The sequence below is a fragment of the Actinoplanes sp. NPDC051411 genome (assembly GCF_040682075.1).
Classification (GTDB): Bacteria; Actinomycetota; Actinomycetes; order Mycobacteriales; family Micromonosporaceae; genus Actinoplanes.
Window position 1 is genome coordinate 23794 of sequence record NZ_JBFBAD010000084.1, and the last position, 19400, is coordinate 43193.

Below are 19400 nucleotides of genomic sequence, written 5' to 3' on the forward strand. Positions count from 1 at the left end.
GGTCCTGTTTCCATGGCACGCCGCAAGAACGAATCCCAGCGCGTCGACCTGTCCGCCTTCGACCAGGCCGGCGCCCGGGTCATCGACAACCCGCTGACCACCGAGGTGGAAGACTCCTACCTGGAGTACGCGTACTCGGTCATCCACTCCCGGGCCCTGCCCGACGCCCGCGACGGCCTCAAGCCGGTCCACCGCCGCATCCTCTGGTCGATGTACGAGCAGGGTCACCGCCCCGACCGGCCGTACGTCAAGTCGGCCCGCGTGGTCGGCGACTGCTTCGTGCGCGGAACTCTCGTCTCCACCCCGGAGGGCCTTCGGCCGATCGAGAGCTTCGAGGTCGGTGACCTCGTCCACGATCCGGAGGGCCGTGTCGTCCCGGTGGAGGGCGTCTACGAAAATCCCACCTCGTCGCTCATCAAGGTCACGTGGACCAACGGGCACACGATGACCGTGACGCCGGGCCAGCGATTCCGGGTCCTCACCGACGACTACCTCACCGAGTGGGTCGACGCGAAGGATCTCCCGGGCCGGTCGGTCGTCACGGCGAGCCCCGGCCGGCCGGTCACCGCCCGTCCGGGTGCCGACAACGCCTACGCCTACGTCCGCGGCCTGATCGTGGCCCAGGGTTTCGCCGTCGATCGGTCGCGGGCCGCGGACGGGCGGGTCCGCATCCACATGTACGACGTCGAGCCGCTGGACTACGCCCACGGCTGGGCCATCGAGACCGGCGTGAATGCCTCGCGGGGCAAGCGGGAGCGGGCGAAGCCGACCCACCGCGATCAGCACATTCTGACCTTCGCGAGGCACGAGGGGCTTCTCGAGGCCGGGTCGCCGCTCAGCGATCAGAAGAGCGTTCCCGCTGACGTGCTGGCCGACCGCGGTGCGTGGCTGCCTTTCCTGGCCGGTTTCTTCGACGGCGACGGGTACGTCCGCAAGACCCGGCGGGAAATCGTCCTGGCCGGCACCAGCCGGAGGCTGCTCGCCCAGATCTACGCGATCCTGGCCGACCTGGGCATCACCGGGCACTACTCGACCGGTGGCCGCGGCTCGGATCACAAGCCGCTGTCCGGGCTGTCCTTTTCCGGTGAGGACGCGCGAGCGTTGGCCGCGGCCATGCTGCCGTTCGTCAAGATCGGAATCAAGCAGGACGGGCTCCGCTCGATGCTCGATGTCACGAACCGGTATGGAAAGAAGCAGGGCAGCGACCGGCTTCCCGGAAAGGCCCTGTTCGAGGCGTTCAGCGGCGGGTCGCTCGCGGAGCGAGGCTTCCCTCTGACGATGGCCGAGCGCGAGGGATGGGTCGAGGAGCTCGGCCGGATCGGCTCGCCGCTCGCCCCGCGTCTGGCGGCGCTTTCCGGGTTCTCGTTCCTCGGGGTCGAGTCGGTGGAGGAGCTTCCGGACGACACCACCTACGACATTCAGATCGGCACCGACGACCACGCTTTCGTCGCCGAGGGCAGCGTCGTCCACAACTGCATGGGTAAATATCATCCCCATGGCGATGTGGCGATCTACGACGCCATGGTGCGGCTCGCTCAGGACTTCTCCCTGAATGCGCCACTCATTGACGGGCATGGAAACTTCGGAAGCCCGGACGATGGCCCGGCCGCCTCCAGATACACCGAAGCACGCATGTCCAATGAGGCAATGCTGCTGGTCAGCGAGCTGGGCGAGGGCACGGTCGACTTCAAGCCGACCTACGACGGGTCCGACCTCGAGCCGCGCGTGCTGCCGGCCGCCTTCCCCAACCTGCTGGTCAACGGCACGTCCGGCATCGCGGTCGGCATGGCGACCAACATGATCCCGCACAACCTCGGCGAGGTCGTCGCGGCCGCGCAGCACCTGATCACCCATCCCGAGGCCGACCTCGACGAGCTGATGCGTTTCGTGCCCGGCCCCGACCTGCCGACCGGCGGCCAGCTGCTCGGGCTCGACGAGGTGCGGCGGGCCTACGAGACCGGCCGCGGCGTCGTGCGCATGCGCGCCCGGGCGCAGACCGGTCTCCTGGAGGGCGGCCGCGGGCGGCAGGCGATCACGGTCACCGAGCTTCCGTACGGCGTCGGCACCGAGAAGATCATCGAGGCCATCACCGACGAGGTGAAGGGCAAGCTGATCACCACCGGCCCGAAGCGCGGCCAGCGGCAGGCGGCCCGCCTGGTGGGCATCGCCGACGTCAAGGACCTGACCGACCGCGAACACGGCACCCGGCTGGTCATCGAGTGCAAGGTCGGTGTCAACCCGCAGGCGCTGCTCGCCGACCTCTACCGCCTGACCCCGCTCGAGAGCTCGTTCGGCATCAACAACCTGGTGCTGGTCGACGGGCAGCCGCAGACGCTCGGGCTCAAGGCGCTGCTCGAGGTGTTCGTCGAGCACCGCTACGACGTGGTCACCCGGCGGACGCAATATCGCCGCACCAAGCGGCAGGACCGTCTGCACCTGGTCGACGGCCTGCTCATCGCCCTGATCGACATCGACCGGGTGGTGGCGATCATCCGGGGCAGCGACGACGCGGCGGCCGCCCGCACGTCGTTGATGGCCGAGTTCTCGCTGTCCGAGATCCAGGCCAACTACATCCTCGACACCCCGCTGCGCCGGCTGACCCGCTTCGACCGCATCGAGCTGGAAACCGAGCAGTCGAATCTGCGCGAGGAGATCGCTGCCCTTTCCCGCATCTTGGACAATGAAGACGTTTTGAAGCAGGTCGTCTCCGACGAACTGGCCGCGGTCACCGGTGACTTCGCGGCGCCGCGCCGCACGACGCTGATCGACGGCGACCTCAAGGAGGTGCTGGCCGCGTCCGCGCCGGCCGGCCCGCTCGAGGTGGCCGACGACCCGTGCCAGGTCATTCTCTCGGCGACCGGGCTCATCGCCCGGACCGCGGCCGAGAGCGAGGAGGCCACCGAGGCCCGGCGGCGCTCCGGGCGGGTCAAGCACGACGCCGTACGCGCGGTGATCCACTCCACGGCCCGCGGGCGGATCCTGCTCGTCACCAGCCGGGGCCGCGCGTTCAAGACCGACGTGCTGCCGCTGCCCGTCCTGCCCGAGCAGATCGGCACGGTGTCGATCCGCGGCGGCATGTCCGCCTCCGAACTGGTGCCGCTCGAGCCGGGGGAGAAGGTGATCGGCCTGGCCCCGCTGACGGCCGGCGACACGCCCGGTCTCGCGATGGGCACCAAGTTCGGCGTGGTCAAGGTGTGCGCGCCCGAGTGGCCGGTCCGCTCCGACGAGTTCGAGGTCATCACGCTCAAGGAGGGCGACGAGGTCCTCCAGGCGACCTGGCTGACCGGCGAGGCCGCCGAGTCCGTCGCCTTCGTCACGTCCGACGCGTCGATGCTCCGCTTCCCGGCCAAGCTGGTCCGCCCGCAGGGCCTGAAGGGTGGCGGCATGGCCGGCATCAACCTGACCGCCGACGCCGAGGTCCTCTCGTTCAACGTGATCAACACGGCCGACGACACCCACGGCGAGCCCATGGTCGTCACCTCGACCGGCACCCAGGTCAAGCTGACCCCGTTCGCCTCCTACCCGGCGAAGGGCCGGGCCACCGGCGGCGTCCGGGTGCAGCGCTTCCTCAAGGGCGAGTCCCGGCTGACCCTGGCCTGGGTCGGCCCCCGCCCGGTCGGCGCCACCACCACCGGCGACGCGGTCGAGCTCCCCGAGCCCGACGCCCGCCGCGACGGCTCCGGCACGGCGGTCCTGATGGCCCCCCAGATCATCGGCCACCTGATCGAACGCGGCTGACGCTCCGCGCGGCCCGCTTCCGCCGGGCCGCGCAGTGTGTCAAATCGGTTCGGAAGGCGGCACGTGCGGTTGCAGCGTTACGCCCTGCCGCGCCGATTTGGCCCGTGCCTGGTCCAGGCTCTCCCGGCCGTTCGGGCCGCCTCGGACGAGGTGACTGTCGTGGTTGTCCTGACCGTCGTCCTCCCACCCGCATTCGCCGCAGATGTCATAGACGCCTCGCTCGGGCAACGTCGCGTGGCCGCAGCACGGGCAGGTGTAGGGCACATCCCGCGGCGGAGCCACCACGTTCTTCAGCGAGGTGTAGGCGTTGAACCACGCCGTCCGCCGGTGGAGGAGTTCCTCATCGGACATCGACGGGTCGTCATCGGGCCCGCGCAACACCGGATGCTCTGGCACGGCACCATTCTGCGGCCGGGGCGGCGCTTCAGTCGAGTTCGAGCGGGTGCAGCTGTCCACGAGCGCGCCGTCGGCGTTGCGGCGCGCGGTCATGAGGGCGTCGACGGTCGTGCGGGCGGCCTCGCGATATCGCCCTCCCAGCCGGGCCATGGCCGCGGCCGCGATCGCCGTGGCCGACGTGTCACGTACCTCGGTGGAGGAGAAGTCCCAGTAGGCGACGCAGTCGGCGGCCGCTGTCGCCAGGTCGGTCTGACCGGCCTGGACGAGGCCGAGCATGCCCCAGGCGTGGCCCCGCGACCAGACGCTGGTCCGCGAAGCGCCGTTCTGCGAGAACGCACCGTTCCGGTCGGCGCATTGCAGCAGCGCACCGTCCGGGCGGCCGCAGAGCCGGTAGGTGTTGCGGGCATGCGCGCGGGCCAGGTCGGGACGCCGGCGAAGCGCAGCAGTTCGACCGTGGCGGGCAGGGCGTCGACGCAGGCGCCGGGGCGGGGCCACGAATAGAGCGTGACGTCGTCCGGGCCGGGTGGGGGGTTGAAGTCGGCGGCCAGCAGAGCGGCGGCTTCCCGGGCGGCGGCCGAGTGCGGCGCCGTACCAGAACAGGAATCCGCGCAGAGGTTCTGCCGCGGGATGCAGATGTGCAGCTCCCGGAGCTCGTCCATCATCGCGGCCATCAGCTCGGGACCGCCGTCGCGCAGCACTAGCATCACCCACGATGCGCCGAGCACCTCGACGGCGGCGTTCGGAACCAGTGGCAGATTGCAATCACTAGCCAGGACCGTAGGGAGTGACCATGCCAGGCAAGGTGCTGATGCATTTCGCGATGTCGTTGGACGGGTTCGTCGCCGGACCGGGCCACGACATGAGCTTCCTGGCGAAAACGACGGTCCGGGACGGCCTGCACCGTGAATACATCGAGAGCACCGGGGCGGTCCTCGCCGGGCGCAGCGGTTTCGACAGCGCCATCGGTGACTCCCGGCCGTACGGCGGGGCGTGGCAGGGGCCGATCTTCGTGCTCACCCACCACCCCGACGACGCCCGCCCGGCCGAGCACGTCACGTTCCTGTCCTGCCCGGTCGACGAGGCACTGCGGATCGCGCTCGACGCGGCCCAGGGCAAGAACGTCGAGGTGTTCTCACCCACCATCTGCGCGCAGCTGCTGCGCCTGAGCCTGATCGACGAGATCGACGTCCACATCGCCCCGGTCCTGCTCGGCGACGGCATCCGGCTCTACGACGCACTCGGCGGCCAGCCACTCGACCTCCGGCGCGACGGCGACACACCTACCCGCACCGTCGACCTGCGCTACCGGCCGGTCCGTAGCACCCTCGGCGAATGACAACCGGGGATATCGCACCAGCTTCAGCGACACCCCGGTCAGCGACTTCTGGCCCGAGTTCGGTGAGCACGGCAAGGCCACGGCGACGCCGCGGCACGTGCTGACCCACACGGTCGGCCGGCCCGCCCGGACGTCATTCTCGCGCCGTGGGAAAGGTGGCCGGCTGCCGATTTCGGCAACGACGACCGAATCCCCAGCGACTCTGGCCGATCATCTCGGCGGCCACGGGCGCGCGTCGCGCTAGCGTTTCGGCCATGCGGTTGCGGCAGGGTGGGCGGCGGGTCGACCTCGTGCTCGGGCTGCTGCTGCTCGCCGGGGTGCTCACCGGCATCACGGCGAACACCATCGGGGTCGACTGGCCGCTCGATCTGATTCAGATCCACGCCGGGGCGGCGCTGGCGATTCTGCTGCTCACGCCGTGGAAGTTCGTTGTCGCCCGGGGCGGCCTGCGCAAGAAGCGGCGACCCTGGCCGACCAAGGGGCTGTCGCTCGCGCTGGCCTTCTTCGTGCTGGTCACCGCCGGCAGCGGTCTGCTCCACTCGACCGGCCGGGTCGAGTTCGTCGGGCCGCTCACCCTCATGCAGATCCACGTCGGGTCGGCCGTCGGGGCGGTGACCGTGCTGGTCGCCCACTTCCTGCTGCACGCGGTGCGTCCCCGCCGCCAGGACGCCGACCGCCGCGCCCTGCTCCGGCTGGCCGTGCTCGGCGGGGCCGCGGCCGTCGCGACCGCGGCCTGGGACACGTGGGCCGCCGCCAACCGGCGCTTCACCGGCTCGGTGCCGAAGGCCGAGCTCGAGGTCACCGCGTGGATCAACGACGGGATTCCGGAGCTCGATCCCGCCGCGTACCGGCTGAGGGCGGGGAAAGCGCAGCTTGACCTGGACGCCGTCCTTGCTTTGCCGCGGGAGACCTTCGAGGCGGTCCTCGACTGCACCAGCGGGTGGTACAGCAGCCAGCGGTGGCAGGGCGTCCGTCTGAGCGTTCTGCTCACCGCCGCCGGGGTCACCCCGGGGCGCAGCGTCGAGGTCCGGTCGGCGACGGGCTTCGCCCGCTGGTTCGGCGCCGAAACCCTCGACAACGTCTGGCTGGTCACCCACGTGGGTGGTTTCCCTCTTTCGTACGGCCATGGCTTCCCCGCCCGCATCGTCGCGCCCGGCCGGCGCGGCTTCTGGTGGGTCAAGTGGGTGACCTCGATCCAGCCCTCCGACCGGCCGCCCTGGGCTCAGTCGTTCTTCCCGCTCAGTTGACGAAGGGGTTGACGAAGCGGTCGGCCGAACCAGCGGGCCAGGTGGGCGTCCAGGTCCCGCTGATCGTCGCCGATCCAGGCGACGTGGCCGTCGGGGCGTAGCAGGACGCCCGGAACGTCGAGCGTCGCGGTCGGATCCGGGAGGTAGTCGACCCGGTCCGACCAGCCGCCTACGGTCAGGCGTTCGGTGCGGTCCAGCAGCAGGCCGTGGCCGCGATGCAGCAGATCGTAGAGGTGGCCCTGTTTCACCTCGAGGTCGCGCAGGCGGCGGCCGACCAGGTCGGGACCATCGCCGAAGTCGTAGCGGACGCCGATCGCGGTGATCTTCTCGAGCAGATAACGGTTCACCTCGTCGAAGTCCATCAGCCGGGTGAGCAGCCTGCGCACGGCCTGCGGGCCCGGTTCGGCGGACGACAGTTCCATCTGGGCGCGCGTGTTGTCCAGCACGTCCGCGGCGACCGGATGACGCTCGGCGTGGTAGGTGTCGAGCAGTGTGTCCGGCGCCCACCCGCGGATCTGGGCGGCCAGTTTCCAGCCGAGGTTGAACGCGTCCTGAACGCCCAGGTTGAGGCCTTGACCGCCGGTGGGCGGATGGATGTGTGCCGCGTCGCCGGCCAGCAGCACCCGTCCGACCCGATAGCGTTCGGCCAGCCGGGTGGCGTCACCGAAGCGGGAGAGCCAGCGCGGGGAGTGCACGCCGAAGTCGGTTCCGGCGAGGGCGCGCAACTGTTGTTGGAAATCCGCGAGGGTCGGCGGTTCGGCCCGATCGCTGACTCCCGCGGCGGGGATCACGACGCGATAGACGCCGGCGCCGGCGGGCCCGACGATGAATCGCTTGTCGGTCTCGCGGATTTCGGCCACCCGGGCGGCGATCTCCTCCGGCGGCACCCCCGCTTCCATTTCACCCATCAGCGTGTCGTTCCGCGAGGGCTCGCCGGGGAAGCCGACGCCGAGCAGTTTGCGCACCGTGCTGCGGGCGCCGTCGCAGCCGACGAGATAGCGCGCACGCAACTGTTCCCCGCCCGCCAGTTCGACGGTCACACCGTCGTCGTCCTGCTCGAAACCGGCCACCGCGCAACCGCGCCGCACCTCTGCGCCCAGGTCGACCGCGTGTTCTTCGAGCAAGCGGACGACGACCGGCTGCGGGATGCCGAGCAGATAGGCGTACGCCGAATCCAGGCCCGCGGGCGCGGGTTTGTCGATGCCGGCGAAGTAGGCGCCGGCCGGGCGCTGCCGTCCGCGTTCGCGGAGGCGCTCCAGCAGCCCGCGCATCGCCATCAGCTCAAGGCTGCGAATATGCAGACTGACAATGCGGACGGACGATTCGGGCTCGGTTTCCTTTTCCAGAACGAGCACCCGCACATCGTGCAGCCGCAACTCGGCGGCCAGCATCGCGCCGGTCGGGCCGCACCCGGCAATGATTACGTCGAACATGTGTTGCCTCTCGGGAGTGCCTTGGCGCTCCCGGCGACAGCTGGATCAGTCGCCCGATCGTGACGGGAGGGGGAGCACCCATATCGTTACAGCGTTCATGGGTCTCACCTCCTCGGTCGGCGTCGCGATCAGCTGCAAGGTACAAGCGGGGCATCATCTCGTCCAGCCCTTTCCCAGCACGCGCCGGAGCTGGTCGCGTACGTCCTCGGCCGGATCGCCGTCCCCGCCCGCCATCCCCCAGGTCAGCAGCGCGCCGTTGTACGCGGCGTGCACCGCCCGGGCGTTCGACGCCCCGGCCACCCGCCCGATCGCCGCCTCGACCGCGGCCGTGTAGTCCCGGCTGATCGCCCGGAACTCCGGATCCGACACGTCGAGCAGCAGGAACGCCAGGTGGTTGGCGAACTCGACCGGGTCCCGCATGCCCGCGGCCATCCCGGCGAGGCGTTCGACGAGGTCGTCGACGTCGTGTGCCGCGCCCAGGTGGGCGGGCAGCGTCGTGGCGCCGTGCCGGGCCAGGGCCAGCAGCAGGCCGCGCTTGGAGCCGAACCGCCGCAGCAGCGCCGCCGCCGTCAGCCCGGCCCCGGCGCCGACGTGGGCGAGGGTCACGTCGGCCGGCCCGGTGGCCGCGACCGCCCGGGCGGCGGCGGCCAGGATCGCCTCGTCGGTGACCGTCCGCGGGCGTGCCATGCCGGGGACGATACCGCGTCGCGCTCATTTGTAAACCGTGGTTCACTAACTCGATGAGTACACCTCTCACCGCCCTGGTCGCCGGTGCGACCCGCGGCGCCGGCCGGGGGATCGCGGTCGAGCTCGGCGCGGCCGGCGCGGTCGTCTACGTGACCGGCCGCAGCACCCGGGCCGTCCGCTCCGACATGGACCGGCCGGAAACCATCGAGGAGACCGCCGACCTGGTCACCGCGGCCGGTGGCCGGGGGATCGCGGTCCGCTGCGATCACAGCGACCCCGCGGACGTGGCCGCCCTGGTCGAGCCCATCGAGCGCCTCGATCTGCTGGTCAACGACGTGTGGGGCGGTGATCCGCTGACCGACTGGGGCACCCCGTTCTGGGAACTCGACCTGGCCAGGCTGCGCGCCCTGTGGGACCGGGCCGTCCTCACCCACGTGATCACCAGCCGGGCGGTGGCCCCGCTCATGATCGGGCAGGGCCATGGGCTGATCATCGAGATCACCGACGGGGTGGGCGCGGACTACCGCGGCAACCTCGCCTACGACCTGGTCAAGAACGCGGTGAACCGGCTTGCGCTCGCCGAGGCGGCCGAGCTGCGGCCGTACGGGGTGACGGCGCTCGCGGTCACGCCCGGGTTCCTGCGTTCGGAGGCGATGCTCGACCACTTCGGCGTGACCGAGGCCAACTGGCGGGACGGCGGCGCGCGCGACCCCCACTTCCTGGCCTCGGAGACACCCCGGTTCGTCGGGCGGGCGGTCGCCGCGCTGGCCGCGGATCCGGCGGTGGCGGGCCGGGCCGGGCAGGTGCTCACGTCGTGGGACCTGGCCGAGGAGTACCGCTTCGACGACGTCGACGGGGCCCGGCCGCACTGGGGCCGCTATTTCGCGAAGATAGAACCGGGGTCGTAGAGCGCCCACAGCTGTGCCCGCCGCTCGGTGTTGCCCAGGTAGTAGGCCTCCTCGCCCGGCAGCGTCGGGTCGGGGAAGTTGGGGTAGGCGCCGCCCGTGCCGTACGGGTGGGCCAGAGCGTACGAGTCGTCCAGCCACGGCCCGGGCCGGTCGCCGGCCGCGACGGTGGCCGTCTGCTTGAGCAGGAACCGGGCATCGCGGTGCGGGAAGGCCGTCGCGCCGGTCGCGACCCGGTTGTAGGCGCCGCCCCACGGGGAGAAATCGAGCTCGCGCTCCTCGCCCGGTCGGCGGTCGGCGAGCAGGCGGGCGATCAGGCGCCCGGCCGGAACGGGGTCGCGGAAGTATTCCGAGTGGAGGTAGGCCCAGCGCGGGTCGGGCGTGTCGGCGCCAGCGGAGAGCCACTGCTTGGTCTGGTGGTGGGCCCCGTGCTGACGACGGTCGGAGAGCGGGCGCACGCCGAGCCGGCCGATGAGATCGTCGACCGCCGCCGGGCCCGGCGCGGCACCGAAGACGCTCACGGCCAGATCGGCGCCGGGATCGGCCAGATCGGCGGCGGGATCGGCCAGATCGGCGGCGGGATCGGCCAGATCGGCGGGATCGGCCAGATCGGCGGGATCCGCCCGATCGGCCGGATCGGCCGGGGCGGTGATGACCAGGCTCGGCGCCACGGCGTCGTCCAGATCGGGCAGGCACGTCTGCCAGGCGTCGAGCACGTCGGCGGCCGCCGCGGCCGGGAAAGCCAGGCGGAAGGCCGTCGAATCGGGCGCCGGCAGCGTCCGGAAGGTCAGCGACGTGACGACTCCGGGCGCCCCGCCGCCGCGCAGCATCCACAGCAGATCGTCGCCGGCCTCGACGACGCGGCCGTCGCCCAGCACGACGGTGGCCGCCAGCAGTTGGTCGCAGGTCAGCCCGTAGCGCCGCCCGAGAATGCCCAGCCCGCCGCCCAGCGCCAGCCCCGAGATGCCGACGGTCGGCCCGCACCCGGCCGCGATCGTGCGCCCGCGCGCGGCCAGCCGGGCATAGACCTCGGCCAGCCGCGTCCCCGCGCCGATCACCGCCCGGTCGCCGTCGACCTCGACTCCCGACATCGGGCTCACGTCGATCACGATGCCGGTCGTGGTGGACCGCCCGGCGAAACAGTGCCCGCCGCTGCGTACCGCCACCGGCCGGGCGGCCCCGCGGGCCGCGGCGAGCGCTTCCGCGACGTCGTCGGTCGCGGCACACGGGCGTACGCCGAAAGGCCGCACCGCGGCGAAGCGCGCGAGAACCATCTCTGCTCCGTCCCGAGCGAAGCGAGGATGTGCCCCGGCCCCGCCCTCGCTGGGGGTGGGGACGATTCAACCAGCCGGTCTGACAACCCTGCTGACCGGCCGACCACAGCGGGCTATCGAGTGATCGACGAAGGGTGATACCTCGCTACAGTGATCGGCGGGGGTGACGCGTGCGGGCTGCTCGAAGTGTGAGTCTCATCTTCGCGCTCAGCGGCGCCACGCAGGCGTCCTGGCTGTCCCGGCTGCCCACGATCCTCGAACGGACCCACACCGGTTTCGTCGGCCTCGGCATCGCCCTGCTTCTGCTCGGTGTGGGCACTCTCGCCGCAATGCTCTCGACCGGTTCGGTCTGCGAACGGTACGGCAGCCGGCGGGTCCTCGCCGTCGGGCTGGTTGTCGGCGCCGCCTCCCTGGTGGCCATCGCCCTCAGCCGCTCCCTGCCGCATCTGGCGCTGTCCCTTCTCGTCATGGGCGTGGGCAGCGGGGTCTGGGATGCCGGCATGAACGTGCAGGGTTATGCCGTCGAGGCCGGTCTCGGCCGGCATCTCATGAGCCGCTTCCACGGCTGGTGGAGCATCGGGAGCATGGTCGGCGCCGGGTTGGGCGTGGTGGCCACGCGCTTCTCCGTGCCGTTGCTCGGGCACCTGACCGCGGTCGCCGTGATCAGCGCGGCGTCCTTCCTGGTCTGCGCCCGCTCGCTCGTCGCGGACGAGGCGCCGCAGCCGGACGCCGCGCGCTCACCGGCGCGGCGGCCGGTCCGGCGGTTGGTCGCGATCGGGGTGCTGATGTTCAGCGGTGCGACCGTGGAGGGAGCGGCCGGCGACTGGCTCGCGGTCTATCTGAACCAGGAGCGCCGGCTGTCGCATACCGGCGCGACTCTGGGCTACGCGTTGTTCCTCAGCGCCATGGCGGCCGGCCGGCTGGCGGCCGAACGACCACATCGGTCGGTCGGGGTGGCGGGGGTCGTCCGGGGCGGCAGCATCCTGGCCGGAGCCGGCATCGGGCTGGTCGTTCTGGCCCGGACGAGCGGCTGGATCTTCGTCGGCGCGCTGTGCTGGGGGGTCGGCATCTGCTGGGGCTTCCCGGCCGCGCTGAGCGCGACCGGCAACATCGCCACCCCGTCCGCCGTCGCCTTCATGACGGCGGTCGGCTACAGCGCGAGCATCGTCGGGCCGTTGGCGGTCGGCTGGCTGGCCCACACCGTCGGCCTCGGCGTCGCGATCCTCAGCCTACTGCCGCTCGCACTCCTTGTCGCACTGCTCGCGCCGGTGCTGACCGGGGCGAGTCGAGAGCCGGCCGAGTGATCGGCTCGAAGCCGAACCGGTCCGCTGCGACCTCGATCGCCGACTTCCCGTACGCCGTCGCCCGGATCGGGCTCAGGCCGGCCATGTAGGCGCGCCAGCGTTCCCGGTCGCGCTGCCAGGCCTGGATGTAGGCGAAGCACTGTTCGGGTTCGATGATCAGCAGGCGTCCGCTCGATGCGGTCAGCGACTCGAGCATCGGCGCGGCCTTGCCGGCCGGCGCCTTCTCGCGCACCCGGCCCTTGATCTCGGTGATCAGGGCCAGCCGGGCGGCGAGGAATCTGGTCCAGTACCCCACATCGGCGTCGCCGATTTTGCCGCCCTCGTCGAACAAGGCGAAAAGACCTTCGGCCAGGACGTCACCGAACTCCTCCCGGCGGGCCCGGTCCGGGCTGGCATAGGGGTCGTACGGCTGTTGGCGCGCCACCCCGACCTGGCCCACCGGGCGAAGCATCGTCTTGCCGAGCAGGAAGAACCAGTCTTCGTTGTAGATCTCGGGGAAGAACGAGTCGATGCGGTCGGCCGGGACGGCCAGGGCACCGCCGCCGATGAAGGTGTCCTGCGCGGCGCCGGTCTCCCGGTTGGCGTGGCACACCACCGAGTTGTCCGGGAACCCGGTGATGTGCAGACCGACCCCGTCGCGGGAGTCCAGGAGAGCCACCGCGCGTTCCAGGTCGGTGGCGTCGGGCACTTCGATGTCATCGTCGAGGAACACCACGCGCTTCCAGCCGAGCACACGGGCGAGCACCAGCCCGAGATTGCGTTTGGCGCTGGTGTCGGTTCGCCGTTTCAGCTTCGACTCGCCGAGGATCGTCGACGTCTCCAGAGCGGGAAGCCGGGCGATCCGGGTGTCCGGGAAGTCGACCGCGATGATGTCGAATCCCGGTCGCAGCGACAGCCGTGCGGCCGCCTTCGCCGCGTCGGAATGCTTACTGCACAGGACCAGCACGGCGCAGCCGAGTTGCTCGGCCAGCCGGCCGGCCTCGGTCAGAGCGGCCGCCCGGCGTGCGCTCGGCACGATGATGGCGTCGACGCGCGCGCGGACGTGCGTCGAGGCCGACCCTGGGATAAGACCTCGGTGGGATGCGTGGTGGGCGGCCTTGCTCACGCCTCACGCACCATCGACGGGCCACTCATGCAGCCGATCCTCATCCTTCGTCCAGTCTGGGGTCGCCACCGTACCGTTTGGGTTGACCCGGACTCGCATCAGGATGCTGAACGCGGGCGCGCTGCCGAATCGCTTCCCGACGTAGTCCTCGTTTCGGTCACGGAACTTCGCGTCAGTCAACGCGCGAACGGCGCCGTAGGTTCCGCGTCCGTACATGCCGTTGCACAGTGTGACAGTCCGCCGGCCGTTGTAGGGGTTGGTTCCTCGAAAGAAGTGCGCGACATCTTCCAGAAGGCTGCCGCTGTCCGCGTCCAGGACAGGCTCGAAAGCCGCACCTTCGGGGGTCGAGAAGAAGCCCGCGTCCTCGTCACTGGGACGCATCTGCTGCCGCACCGGAAGCACCAGACGACGGGTGATGTCCCGGTTGATCGGGTTCCAGTCGACACCGCCGAGCAGAACCAGATGTGAGGTGAAGTCGTCTTCGTCGAGCTCGTTGGCCCGCCGGATGCGGACGTCGGCGGCCGGGTTGACGGCGCGGATGTGGCCGTGCAGTTCGACCAGTGCGTCCAGGTCGGCGAAGCTGTAGGACCGGACGTAGTCAGGGTCGTCGGGGTTGGTGAAGGGCATCCGCTCGCGAATGCGGGTCGGCAGGCTGCCGCACACGATGACGATCGGCCGCTGGTCGGGGAAGAACCACGTGCCTCCGCCGATGGTGCCCTCGAGCGGGCCCGACAGCGTGAGCGGCCGGGAGCTGTGCTGCCGGGGCTCGTCGACATAGTGCTCGCCTTCCGGGAAGCGCAGGCTGAGCAGTTCGGTGTGCAGGCCGTCGCGGGTGACCCGTTCGTCTTCGGTCAGCTCGTTCTCGGCGAGCAGGCGCGCGGGGTCGGAGGCCACCGAACGCTGGGAGGCAAAGAACGTGGCATATCCGACGAGCCGGCTCGCCGGGGGGATCGTGGGCCGCCGCGTGGACTCCCACGACGAGATCAGCGACAGGCTCAGTGGGGTGGCGCCGCCCAGCGCCTCGGCGATCTGCTGCTGCGTGACCCGGATGCCCGGCCAGTGCTGGTGCCGCAGGGCACGCAGACGCCGGGCGAGTCGATCATCTGGCTGCGTCGCCGACTGCATCGTTGGCCCTTCACTGAATTTCAGGTGAATTTGATAAATGCCGTGAATAGTAAGGCCGCGGGTCTCCGAGCGCCAGGGTGATCCATCTTCACCGCAGATGGCGGAAATTGAAGCGCATGAACATGCGTGAACATTTCATGCTGCTTGTGGGGCATAGTGGCGGCGCCTAGCCTGGACTTCACTGAAGTTATCTGAAGTTGGAGGCTCCGGATGAAGTCGCCGGCCGCTCGACGGAACGCCCCGTCAGTTCGCTCGCCGCCCCGGAGCCCGGTGCTCGCCGACGCGCTACCGCTGAACCCGACGGAAACGAGACGCATGCTTCAGATCCCGCACAGGCGCCCCCAAGGAACGCTTGCCAACGATGACTCGAGGGCGCCTGCTGTTGACGAACTCCAGGAGAGTCCGTTATGCCGAAAGTACTGGCTTCGGCCGCCCCCGTAAATCAACTTCCCCGCCGGAGGCCGGCCCGTCGCGTGGTCAGGCAGAGCTGCCTTGCCGTCGCCGTCATCGCCGTCCTTGCCCTGACAACCGGGGCCGCCGCGGGCCCGGACGCTTCACGCGCCGAGCTGATGGCGTACTCGATCGGGAGCCTCATCGCCATCGTCACGGTGATCAGGATCGTCATCAAGCTCTTCTGGTACATCCTCCAAGCCCTCGCGACCGCGGCGGTTCTGCTGACGGTGTACGTCGTCGTCATAAGGACGATCCACGCCGTCCAGGCCCTCCTCGGCACGTGACCCTCCGGCACCCCGCGACGGCCTGGTCCCGAGCCGTCGCGGGCGACGAGCCGTTTCCCGGCCCGGCCGTGGTGACGGGCCGGATGGCCGGATACTCACGGACGATGACTCGGATGCCACTGGCTCCCGCCGCCAACCCGGACGAGTCTGCGGGGATGCGGGTGGAGATCGTGGTTTTCGACGGGTTCGACGAGCTGGACGCGTTCGGGCCGTTCGAGGTTCTGGCGCTGGCCGGGTTCGACGTCGCGCTGGTCGTGGCCGGCGACCCGGGGACGGTCCGCAGCATGCGGGGGATCGAGATGGCCGTGCCCCGCGTGCTGGGCCGCCCCGACGGGGTGGTCGTCGCCGGCGGGGGATGGATGAACCGGGCCGAGCGCGGCTCCTGGGCCGAAGCCCGGCGTGGCCTGCTGCCCGCGCGTCTCGCCGAAGTCGCCGGCGGGGGCGACGTGCGCTGGATGGCCTCGGTCTGCACGGGCGCGATGCTGCTCGCCGAGGCCGGCCTTCTCAGCGGGCGCACCGCGACCACCAACCGCGGCGCGTACGACGAACTCCGGGCCTACGATGTCACCGTCCTCGAGCAGCGGGTCGTCGACGACGGCGACCGGATCACGGCCGGCGCGCTGAGTGCCGGCATCGACCTCGGACTGTGGATCACCGAGCGGGAGATGGGTGCCGCGCGGAAAGCCGCCGTCGCCGCGGCTATTTAGTGAAGGCGGCCAGCGCCTCGGCGTCGCTGCCCTGGGACCGCACGTAGTAGTCGGCCCACTCCTGCCGGTCCGGATAGGTCGAGCCGGCGACCACGCTCGCCACCGCCGCGTCCACGTCGATGTCGACCCGGCGCAGGGACACCTCGCCGGCCCGCAGCAGCGCCCAGTGGCCGCCCGCGCCGCCGTACGGCATGCCGATGCTGCCCGGGTTGACGACCGTGCGGCGGTCGACCAGGCGCACGAACGGCATGTGGGTGTGCCCGCACACCACCGTGCGAACCGCGTCCGGCAGGTCGGCGAAAACCGAAGCCCACGTCGCCAGCGGGGTGTCGACCAGGACGATCTCCTCGTCGTCGCGGGGGGTGCCGTGGCAGAACACGACCGGCCCGAAACCGGTGACGTCCAGGGTCACCGGGTGCGGCAGGCCGTCCAGCAGCCGGACGTGGTCGTCGGTCAGCTGGGCGGCCGCCCAGATGCTGATCTCGTAGGGGCACGGGAGGCCCCGGCGGATGTCGACCAGTTCACGGTCGGCGTTGCCGCGCACCAGCACGACGTTGTCCAGGCTGGTCAGCAGGTCGAGCACCTGGGCCGGCTGCGGGCCCGACGCGTGGTCGCCGCACACGACGACGCGGTCGGCGTGCCTGACCTCGGGCTGGGCGAGAACCTCTTCGAGCACGGGCAGCACCCCGTGCACGTCGGCGATGACGGCGACCGTGTCCATCCGATTCACAGTAGGCCAGAGTGGAAGGCATGGAGCCGCGCATCGTTGTCCCGCAGGCGTTCCTCGACATGCCGCGCTGGTGGCACGAAGGCGCGGACTGGCTGGCCGCCCTGCCCGACACGGCGGCGGCCGCCTGCCGGCGCTGGGGCCTTCGCCTCGACGGCGAACCCGCGCACGGCTCGAACGCTCTGGTGCTTCCGGTGCGGCGCGGCGACGAACGCCTCGCCCTGCGGCTGACGCCGCCGGGACAAGAGGTCTCCGATCAGGTCGCGGCGCTGCGATTCTGGGACGGCCGGGGCACCGTACGCCTGGAGGCCGCCGACCTGGCGGCCGGAGCGATGCTGTTGGAACGCCTGGCGATGGGTGGTTCTCTGCGGGCGCTGCCGATCGACGAGGCCCTGGCCGTGCTCGGTGAGATGATGCGCCGCCTGGCCGTGCCCGCGCCGGAGTCGGTGCCGAGCACGACCGAGATCGTCGAGTCGCGGGCCGCCGCCCTGTCGGCGGACTGGGAGCGGCTGGGGCGGCCGTTCGACAAGGCGTTCCTGTCGCTGGCGCTCGAGGCCGCGGCCCGCCTGACCGAGCCCGGCGGCGACCTGGCCGTCGACGGCGACCTGCATTCGGGTCAGGTGCTGCGGGGCACGCGCGAACAGTGGCTGACCGTCGACCCGGTGCTGCTGCGCGGGGACATCTCCTACGACCTGGGCCGGATGCTGTGGACGAGGCTGGACGAGCTCGCCGACATCCGCGCCGGGTTCGACATCGTGGTCGCGACCGCCCGGCTCGACGTGGCCCGGGCCCGCGACTGGGTGGTCTTCCGGGCGATCGACTACTGGCTGTGGTGCCTGTCGCGCGGGCTGACCGAGGACCCGGTACGCTGCGAACGGCTGACCCGCGCCTTCACCTGATCCGGTCCAGCAGCCCGAGCAGTTGGCCGGTGCCGGACGCCTGGCCAGGGTGACCCGCTCGGCGAGCGACCGCCGCGGCCCGCGCGATCGTCGGGTCGGCTTGGGCGTCCGGGCGTTTGGTCAATGAAGGCCTTTGGCCTGTGGATCCTTCTCGCGGAAGGCGATGAGGTGGGCGGCGACGGCGTCCGGGTCGACGAGTTCGTGCAGGTGGTGGCCGGGGATTTCGGTGACGTCCCAGCCGCGCCCGCGGGCGTCCTCGGCGACCTCGTCGTAGGGCGGGCCGAACAGCAGGTAGGCGCACGGCCGCCGGTCCCAGCCGGGTGCCACCGGGATCAGCTGGCGGTAGTAGGAGAGTGGCAGCCGGGGCTGTTCCGCCTCGACGCGGCGGCGCGTCTCGGGGTCGGGGAACATGGGCGCCACGTCGGCCTCGTCCCACCAGGCCGTCCACTGTGGCAGGCGCCCGTCGTCGCCCAGTTTGGGCTCCAGGAACCGGATCAGTTCGGGCGGCGCGACCGGGGTGGCCTCGGTCCGGGCCGGCAGTGCCGCGTCGACGAAGACGCAGCCCGCGACCGGCCGGGTGCTCGCCTCGACGATCAGCGGCACGAACAGGCCGGCGTTGCTGTGGACGGCCACGATGACGGGTTGCCCGGCGGGCAGTTCGGAGATGGCTTTGCGGACCAGTTCGACCACGCGCGGCCAGAACGGCGGCGGCGAGTCGGCCACGTCGAGGAGTGACGGGACGAGAACCGGCCCGGGCAGTCGTTCGGCGACCGGTGTCCAGGTCGCGGGACCGACGGACGGGCTGTGCACGAGTACGAAGGCGGCGTCCACCCGACCCACCCTGCCCGATCGCGGGCCGCCGCGGTCAAGCCGAGAGCGAAACGGTGTGCGCGATCGCCAGCCGGGTCATGTACTGCTTGGTGATCCGGCCGCCGTGGTCGTTGTCGATCAGGCCGGCGATGCACGCGAGCAGGCCGTCGCGGGCCTGGGGTGCCATGGCCCGGTGGCCGGAGTAGGTCATCAGCAGGTCGAGGTATTCGGGTGAGGTGTAGCTCCGCGTCCAGCGGTAGCGCCGGAACTCGACCGGTCCGAAGCGGGCCGACTGCTCGAATTCGGCGGTCTCGTCGGGGATTTCGTCGCCGGTCGACAGGCGCAGGCCGGGCGGCGTCGTGGGGTCGAAGCATTCGTAGCACCGTTGGGCGGCGGCGAAGAAGGCGTCGGTTCCGCCGGCGACGTGGTGGGTCGAGACGATGCCGAGGGTTCCGCCGGGGCGCAGCAGGTCGGCGGCTTTCCGCATGCGTACGTTCGGGTCGATCCAGTGGAATGCGGTCGCGGAGAGCACGGCGTCGAACGGTTCGGCCGGGGGTGGCCAGTCCTCGAACGCCGAGGCGACGACGGTGACGTTCGGGAACTCGGCCAGGTTGCGCCGGGCGACCGCGGCCATGTCGGGGCTGAGGTCCATCGCGACGATCGTGCAGCCGAGCTCGGCCAGGGGGAGGGTCGCCTGGCCGGTGCCGCATCCGATCTCCAGCACGCGGGTGTGCGGGCCCAGGCCGGCGGGCGCGGCCAGGTCGGCGAACAGCCGGGGCGGATAGCCGGGGCGGCACCGGTCGTAGAGTTCGGCGTCCTCACCGAACGTGTCGCGAAGCAACTCTGAAGGCCCTTCGAAAGGCGCCGGCCGGGCCGGCGCGGGGGGGGGGGGCGGCGGGGGGGGGGGGGGGGGTTGGGTTTTTTGGGTGGGGGGCCGGGGGGGCGGGAAGATAGGTTTAGATACCCAGGC

Annotated in this window: 17 protein-coding genes and 3 pseudogenes; 11 read left to right on the forward strand and 9 right to left on the reverse strand. The window is 71.1% G+C overall.

The window, feature by feature from the left end:
* Window positions 1–12 precede the first annotated feature (12 nt).
* The 3 genes and pseudogenes from AB0M88_RS35755 to AB0M88_RS35765 all read left to right on the forward strand — a co-directional run.
* Window positions 13–273: pseudogene (locus tag AB0M88_RS35755) on the forward strand (DNA gyrase subunit A); the annotation flags it as partial.
* A 171-nt stretch (window positions 274–444) separates the two neighbouring features.
* A pseudogene (locus tag AB0M88_RS35760) lies at window positions 445–1089 on the forward strand (LAGLIDADG family homing endonuclease); the annotation flags it as partial.
* A gap of 189 nt (window positions 1090–1278) precedes the next feature.
* Window positions 1279–3738: a DNA topoisomerase (ATP-hydrolyzing) gene (locus AB0M88_RS35765; protein ID WP_364110262.1), complete on the forward strand. Its 2460-nt coding sequence runs from the start codon at window positions 1279–1281 to the stop codon at window positions 3736–3738.
* A 39-nt stretch (window positions 3739–3777) separates the two neighbouring features.
* Here the strand turns inward: AB0M88_RS35765 and AB0M88_RS35770 are convergent, their stop codons facing one another.
* Window positions 3778–4410, reverse strand: a complete 633-nt coding sequence (locus AB0M88_RS35770; protein ID WP_364110245.1) for a CPCC family cysteine-rich protein — start codon at window positions 4408–4410, stop codon at window positions 3778–3780.
* A gap of 514 nt (window positions 4411–4924) precedes the next feature.
* Here AB0M88_RS35770 and AB0M88_RS35775 point away from each other — a divergent pair.
* The 3 genes and pseudogenes from AB0M88_RS35775 to AB0M88_RS35785 all read left to right on the forward strand — a co-directional run bounded on the left by AB0M88_RS35775 (window position 4925) and on the right by AB0M88_RS35785 (window position 6717).
* Window positions 4925–5470 carry a dihydrofolate reductase family protein gene (locus AB0M88_RS35775; RefSeq protein ID WP_364110246.1) on the forward strand — a complete coding sequence of 182 codons (546 nt, stop codon included), beginning with the start codon at window positions 4925–4927 and terminating at the stop codon, window positions 5468–5470.
* 40 nt (window positions 5471–5510) lie between these two features.
* Window positions 5511–5714, forward strand: a pseudogene (locus AB0M88_RS35780) (hypothetical protein); the annotation flags it as partial.
* A 10-nt stretch (window positions 5715–5724) separates the two neighbouring features.
* Window positions 5725–6717, forward strand: coding sequence for a molybdopterin-dependent oxidoreductase (locus AB0M88_RS35785; RefSeq protein ID WP_364110247.1), 993 nt, complete (start codon window positions 5725–5727; stop codon window positions 6715–6717).
* Here AB0M88_RS35785 and rox read toward each other — a convergent pair.
* Together rox and AB0M88_RS35795 are read right to left on the reverse strand one after the other, a co-directional pair.
* Entirely contained in the window at window positions 6693–8150 is a 1458-nt protein-coding gene (gene rox, locus AB0M88_RS35790; RefSeq protein WP_364110248.1) for a rifampin monooxygenase, read from the reverse strand. The genes AB0M88_RS35785 and rox overlap by 25 nt on opposite strands.
* A gap of 153 nt (window positions 8151–8303) precedes the next feature.
* Window positions 8304–8837 carry a TetR family transcriptional regulator gene (locus tag AB0M88_RS35795; RefSeq protein WP_364110249.1) on the reverse strand — a complete coding sequence of 178 codons (534 nt, stop codon included), beginning with the start codon at window positions 8835–8837 and terminating at the stop codon, window positions 8304–8306.
* Window positions 8838–8890: 53 nt separating this feature from the next.
* Here AB0M88_RS35795 and AB0M88_RS35800 point away from each other — a divergent pair, with 53 nt between their 5' ends.
* Window positions 8891–9745 carry an SDR family oxidoreductase gene (locus AB0M88_RS35800; protein WP_364110250.1) on the forward strand — a complete coding sequence of 285 codons (855 nt, stop codon included), beginning with the start codon at window positions 8891–8893 and terminating at the stop codon, window positions 9743–9745.
* Here the strand turns inward: AB0M88_RS35800 and AB0M88_RS35805 are convergent.
* On the reverse strand, window positions 9715–11016 hold the full coding sequence (locus AB0M88_RS35805; protein WP_364110251.1) for an FAD-binding protein: 1302 nt from the start codon (window positions 11014–11016) through the stop codon (window positions 9715–9717). The two genes, AB0M88_RS35800 and AB0M88_RS35805, sit on opposite strands and share 31 nt — an antisense overlap.
* Window positions 11017–11204: 188 nt before the next feature.
* On the opposite strand from AB0M88_RS35805, the gene AB0M88_RS35810 reads away from it, so the two are divergent.
* Entirely contained in the window at window positions 11205–12320 is a 1116-nt protein-coding gene (locus tag AB0M88_RS35810) for an MFS transporter (RefSeq protein WP_364110252.1), read from the forward strand.
* Here AB0M88_RS35810 and AB0M88_RS35815 read toward each other — a convergent pair.
* Window positions 12241–13335, reverse strand: a complete 1095-nt coding sequence (locus AB0M88_RS35815) for a hypothetical protein (protein ID WP_364110253.1) — start codon at window positions 13333–13335, stop codon at window positions 12241–12243. The genes AB0M88_RS35810 and AB0M88_RS35815 overlap by 80 nt on opposite strands.
* 93 nt (window positions 13336–13428) lie before the next feature.
* Complete coding sequence (locus AB0M88_RS35820; RefSeq protein WP_364110254.1) at window positions 13429–14550, reverse strand: XRE family transcriptional regulator; 1122 nt, start codon at window positions 14548–14550, stop codon at window positions 13429–13431.
* Between the two features lie 473 nt (window positions 14551–15023).
* Here AB0M88_RS35820 and AB0M88_RS35825 point away from each other — a divergent pair, with 473 nt between their 5' ends.
* Window positions 15024–15287 (forward strand): hypothetical protein, encoded by a 264-nt coding sequence (locus AB0M88_RS35825; protein WP_364110255.1) that lies wholly within the window; start codon window positions 15024–15026, stop codon window positions 15285–15287.
* 113 nt (window positions 15288–15400) lie between these two features.
* Window positions 15401–15994, forward strand: a complete 594-nt coding sequence (locus AB0M88_RS35830) for a DJ-1/PfpI family protein (protein WP_364110256.1) — start codon at window positions 15401–15403, stop codon at window positions 15992–15994.
* Here AB0M88_RS35830 and AB0M88_RS35835 read toward each other — a convergent pair.
* Complete coding sequence (locus tag AB0M88_RS35835; RefSeq protein WP_364110257.1) at window positions 15987–16715, reverse strand: metallophosphoesterase family protein; 729 nt, start codon at window positions 16713–16715, stop codon at window positions 15987–15989. The genes AB0M88_RS35830 and AB0M88_RS35835 overlap by 8 nt on opposite strands.
* 29 nt (window positions 16716–16744) lie before the next feature.
* On the opposite strand from AB0M88_RS35835, the gene AB0M88_RS35840 reads away from it, so the two are divergent.
* A complete protein-coding gene (locus AB0M88_RS35840; protein ID WP_364110258.1) occupies window positions 16745–17620 on the forward strand; it encodes an aminoglycoside phosphotransferase family protein in 876 nt (291 codons plus the stop codon).
* 120 nt (window positions 17621–17740) lie between these two features.
* Here AB0M88_RS35840 and AB0M88_RS35845 read toward each other — a convergent pair whose 3' ends face one another.
* Window positions 17741–18451 carry an alpha/beta hydrolase gene (locus AB0M88_RS35845; protein WP_364110259.1) on the reverse strand — a complete coding sequence of 237 codons (711 nt, stop codon included), beginning with the start codon at window positions 18449–18451 and terminating at the stop codon, window positions 17741–17743.
* 34 nt (window positions 18452–18485) lie between these two features.
* Window positions 18486–19271, reverse strand: a complete 786-nt coding sequence (locus AB0M88_RS35850; RefSeq protein ID WP_364110260.1) for a class I SAM-dependent methyltransferase — start codon at window positions 19269–19271, stop codon at window positions 18486–18488.
* Window positions 19272–19400 lie beyond the last annotated feature (129 nt).

Excerpts from the sequence above, each read along its gene's own strand:
- AB0M88_RS35775 (WP_364110246.1), top strand. The coding sequence starts at position 4,925 with ATGCCAGGCAAGGTGCTGATGCATTTCGCGATGTCGTTGGACGGGTTC.
- AB0M88_RS35800 (WP_364110250.1), top strand. The coding sequence starts at position 8,891 with ATGAGTACACCTCTCACCGCCCTGGTCGCCGGTGCGACCCGCGGCGCC.
- AB0M88_RS35765 (WP_364110262.1), top strand. The coding sequence starts at position 1,279 with ATGGCCGAGCGCGAGGGATGGGTCGAGGAGCTCGGCCGGATCGGCTCG.
- AB0M88_RS35785 (WP_364110247.1), top strand. The coding sequence starts at position 5,725 with ATGCGGTTGCGGCAGGGTGGGCGGCGGGTCGACCTCGTGCTCGGGCTG.
- AB0M88_RS35840 (WP_364110258.1), top strand. The coding sequence starts at position 16,745 with ATGGAGCCGCGCATCGTTGTCCCGCAGGCGTTCCTCGACATGCCGCGC.
- AB0M88_RS35820 (WP_364110254.1), bottom strand. The coding sequence starts at position 14,550 with ATGCAGTCGGCGACGCAGCCAGATGATCGACTCGCCCGGCGTCTGCGT.
- AB0M88_RS35805 (WP_364110251.1), bottom strand. The coding sequence starts at position 11,016 with ATGGTTCTCGCGCGCTTCGCCGCGGTGCGGCCTTTCGGCGTACGCCCG.
- AB0M88_RS35830 (WP_364110256.1), top strand. The coding sequence starts at position 15,401 with ATGCCACTGGCTCCCGCCGCCAACCCGGACGAGTCTGCGGGGATGCGG.
- rox (WP_364110248.1), bottom strand. The coding sequence starts at position 8,150 with ATGTTCGACGTAATCATTGCCGGGTGCGGCCCGACCGGCGCGATGCTG.
- AB0M88_RS35770 (WP_364110245.1), bottom strand. The coding sequence starts at position 4,410 with ATGCTCGGCCTCGTCCAGGCCGGTCAGACCGACCTGGCGACAGCGGCC.
- AB0M88_RS35795 (WP_364110249.1), bottom strand. The coding sequence starts at position 8,837 with ATGGCACGCCCGCGGACGGTCACCGACGAGGCGATCCTGGCCGCCGCC.
- AB0M88_RS35835 (WP_364110257.1), bottom strand. The coding sequence starts at position 16,715 with ATGGACACGGTCGCCGTCATCGCCGACGTGCACGGGGTGCTGCCCGTG.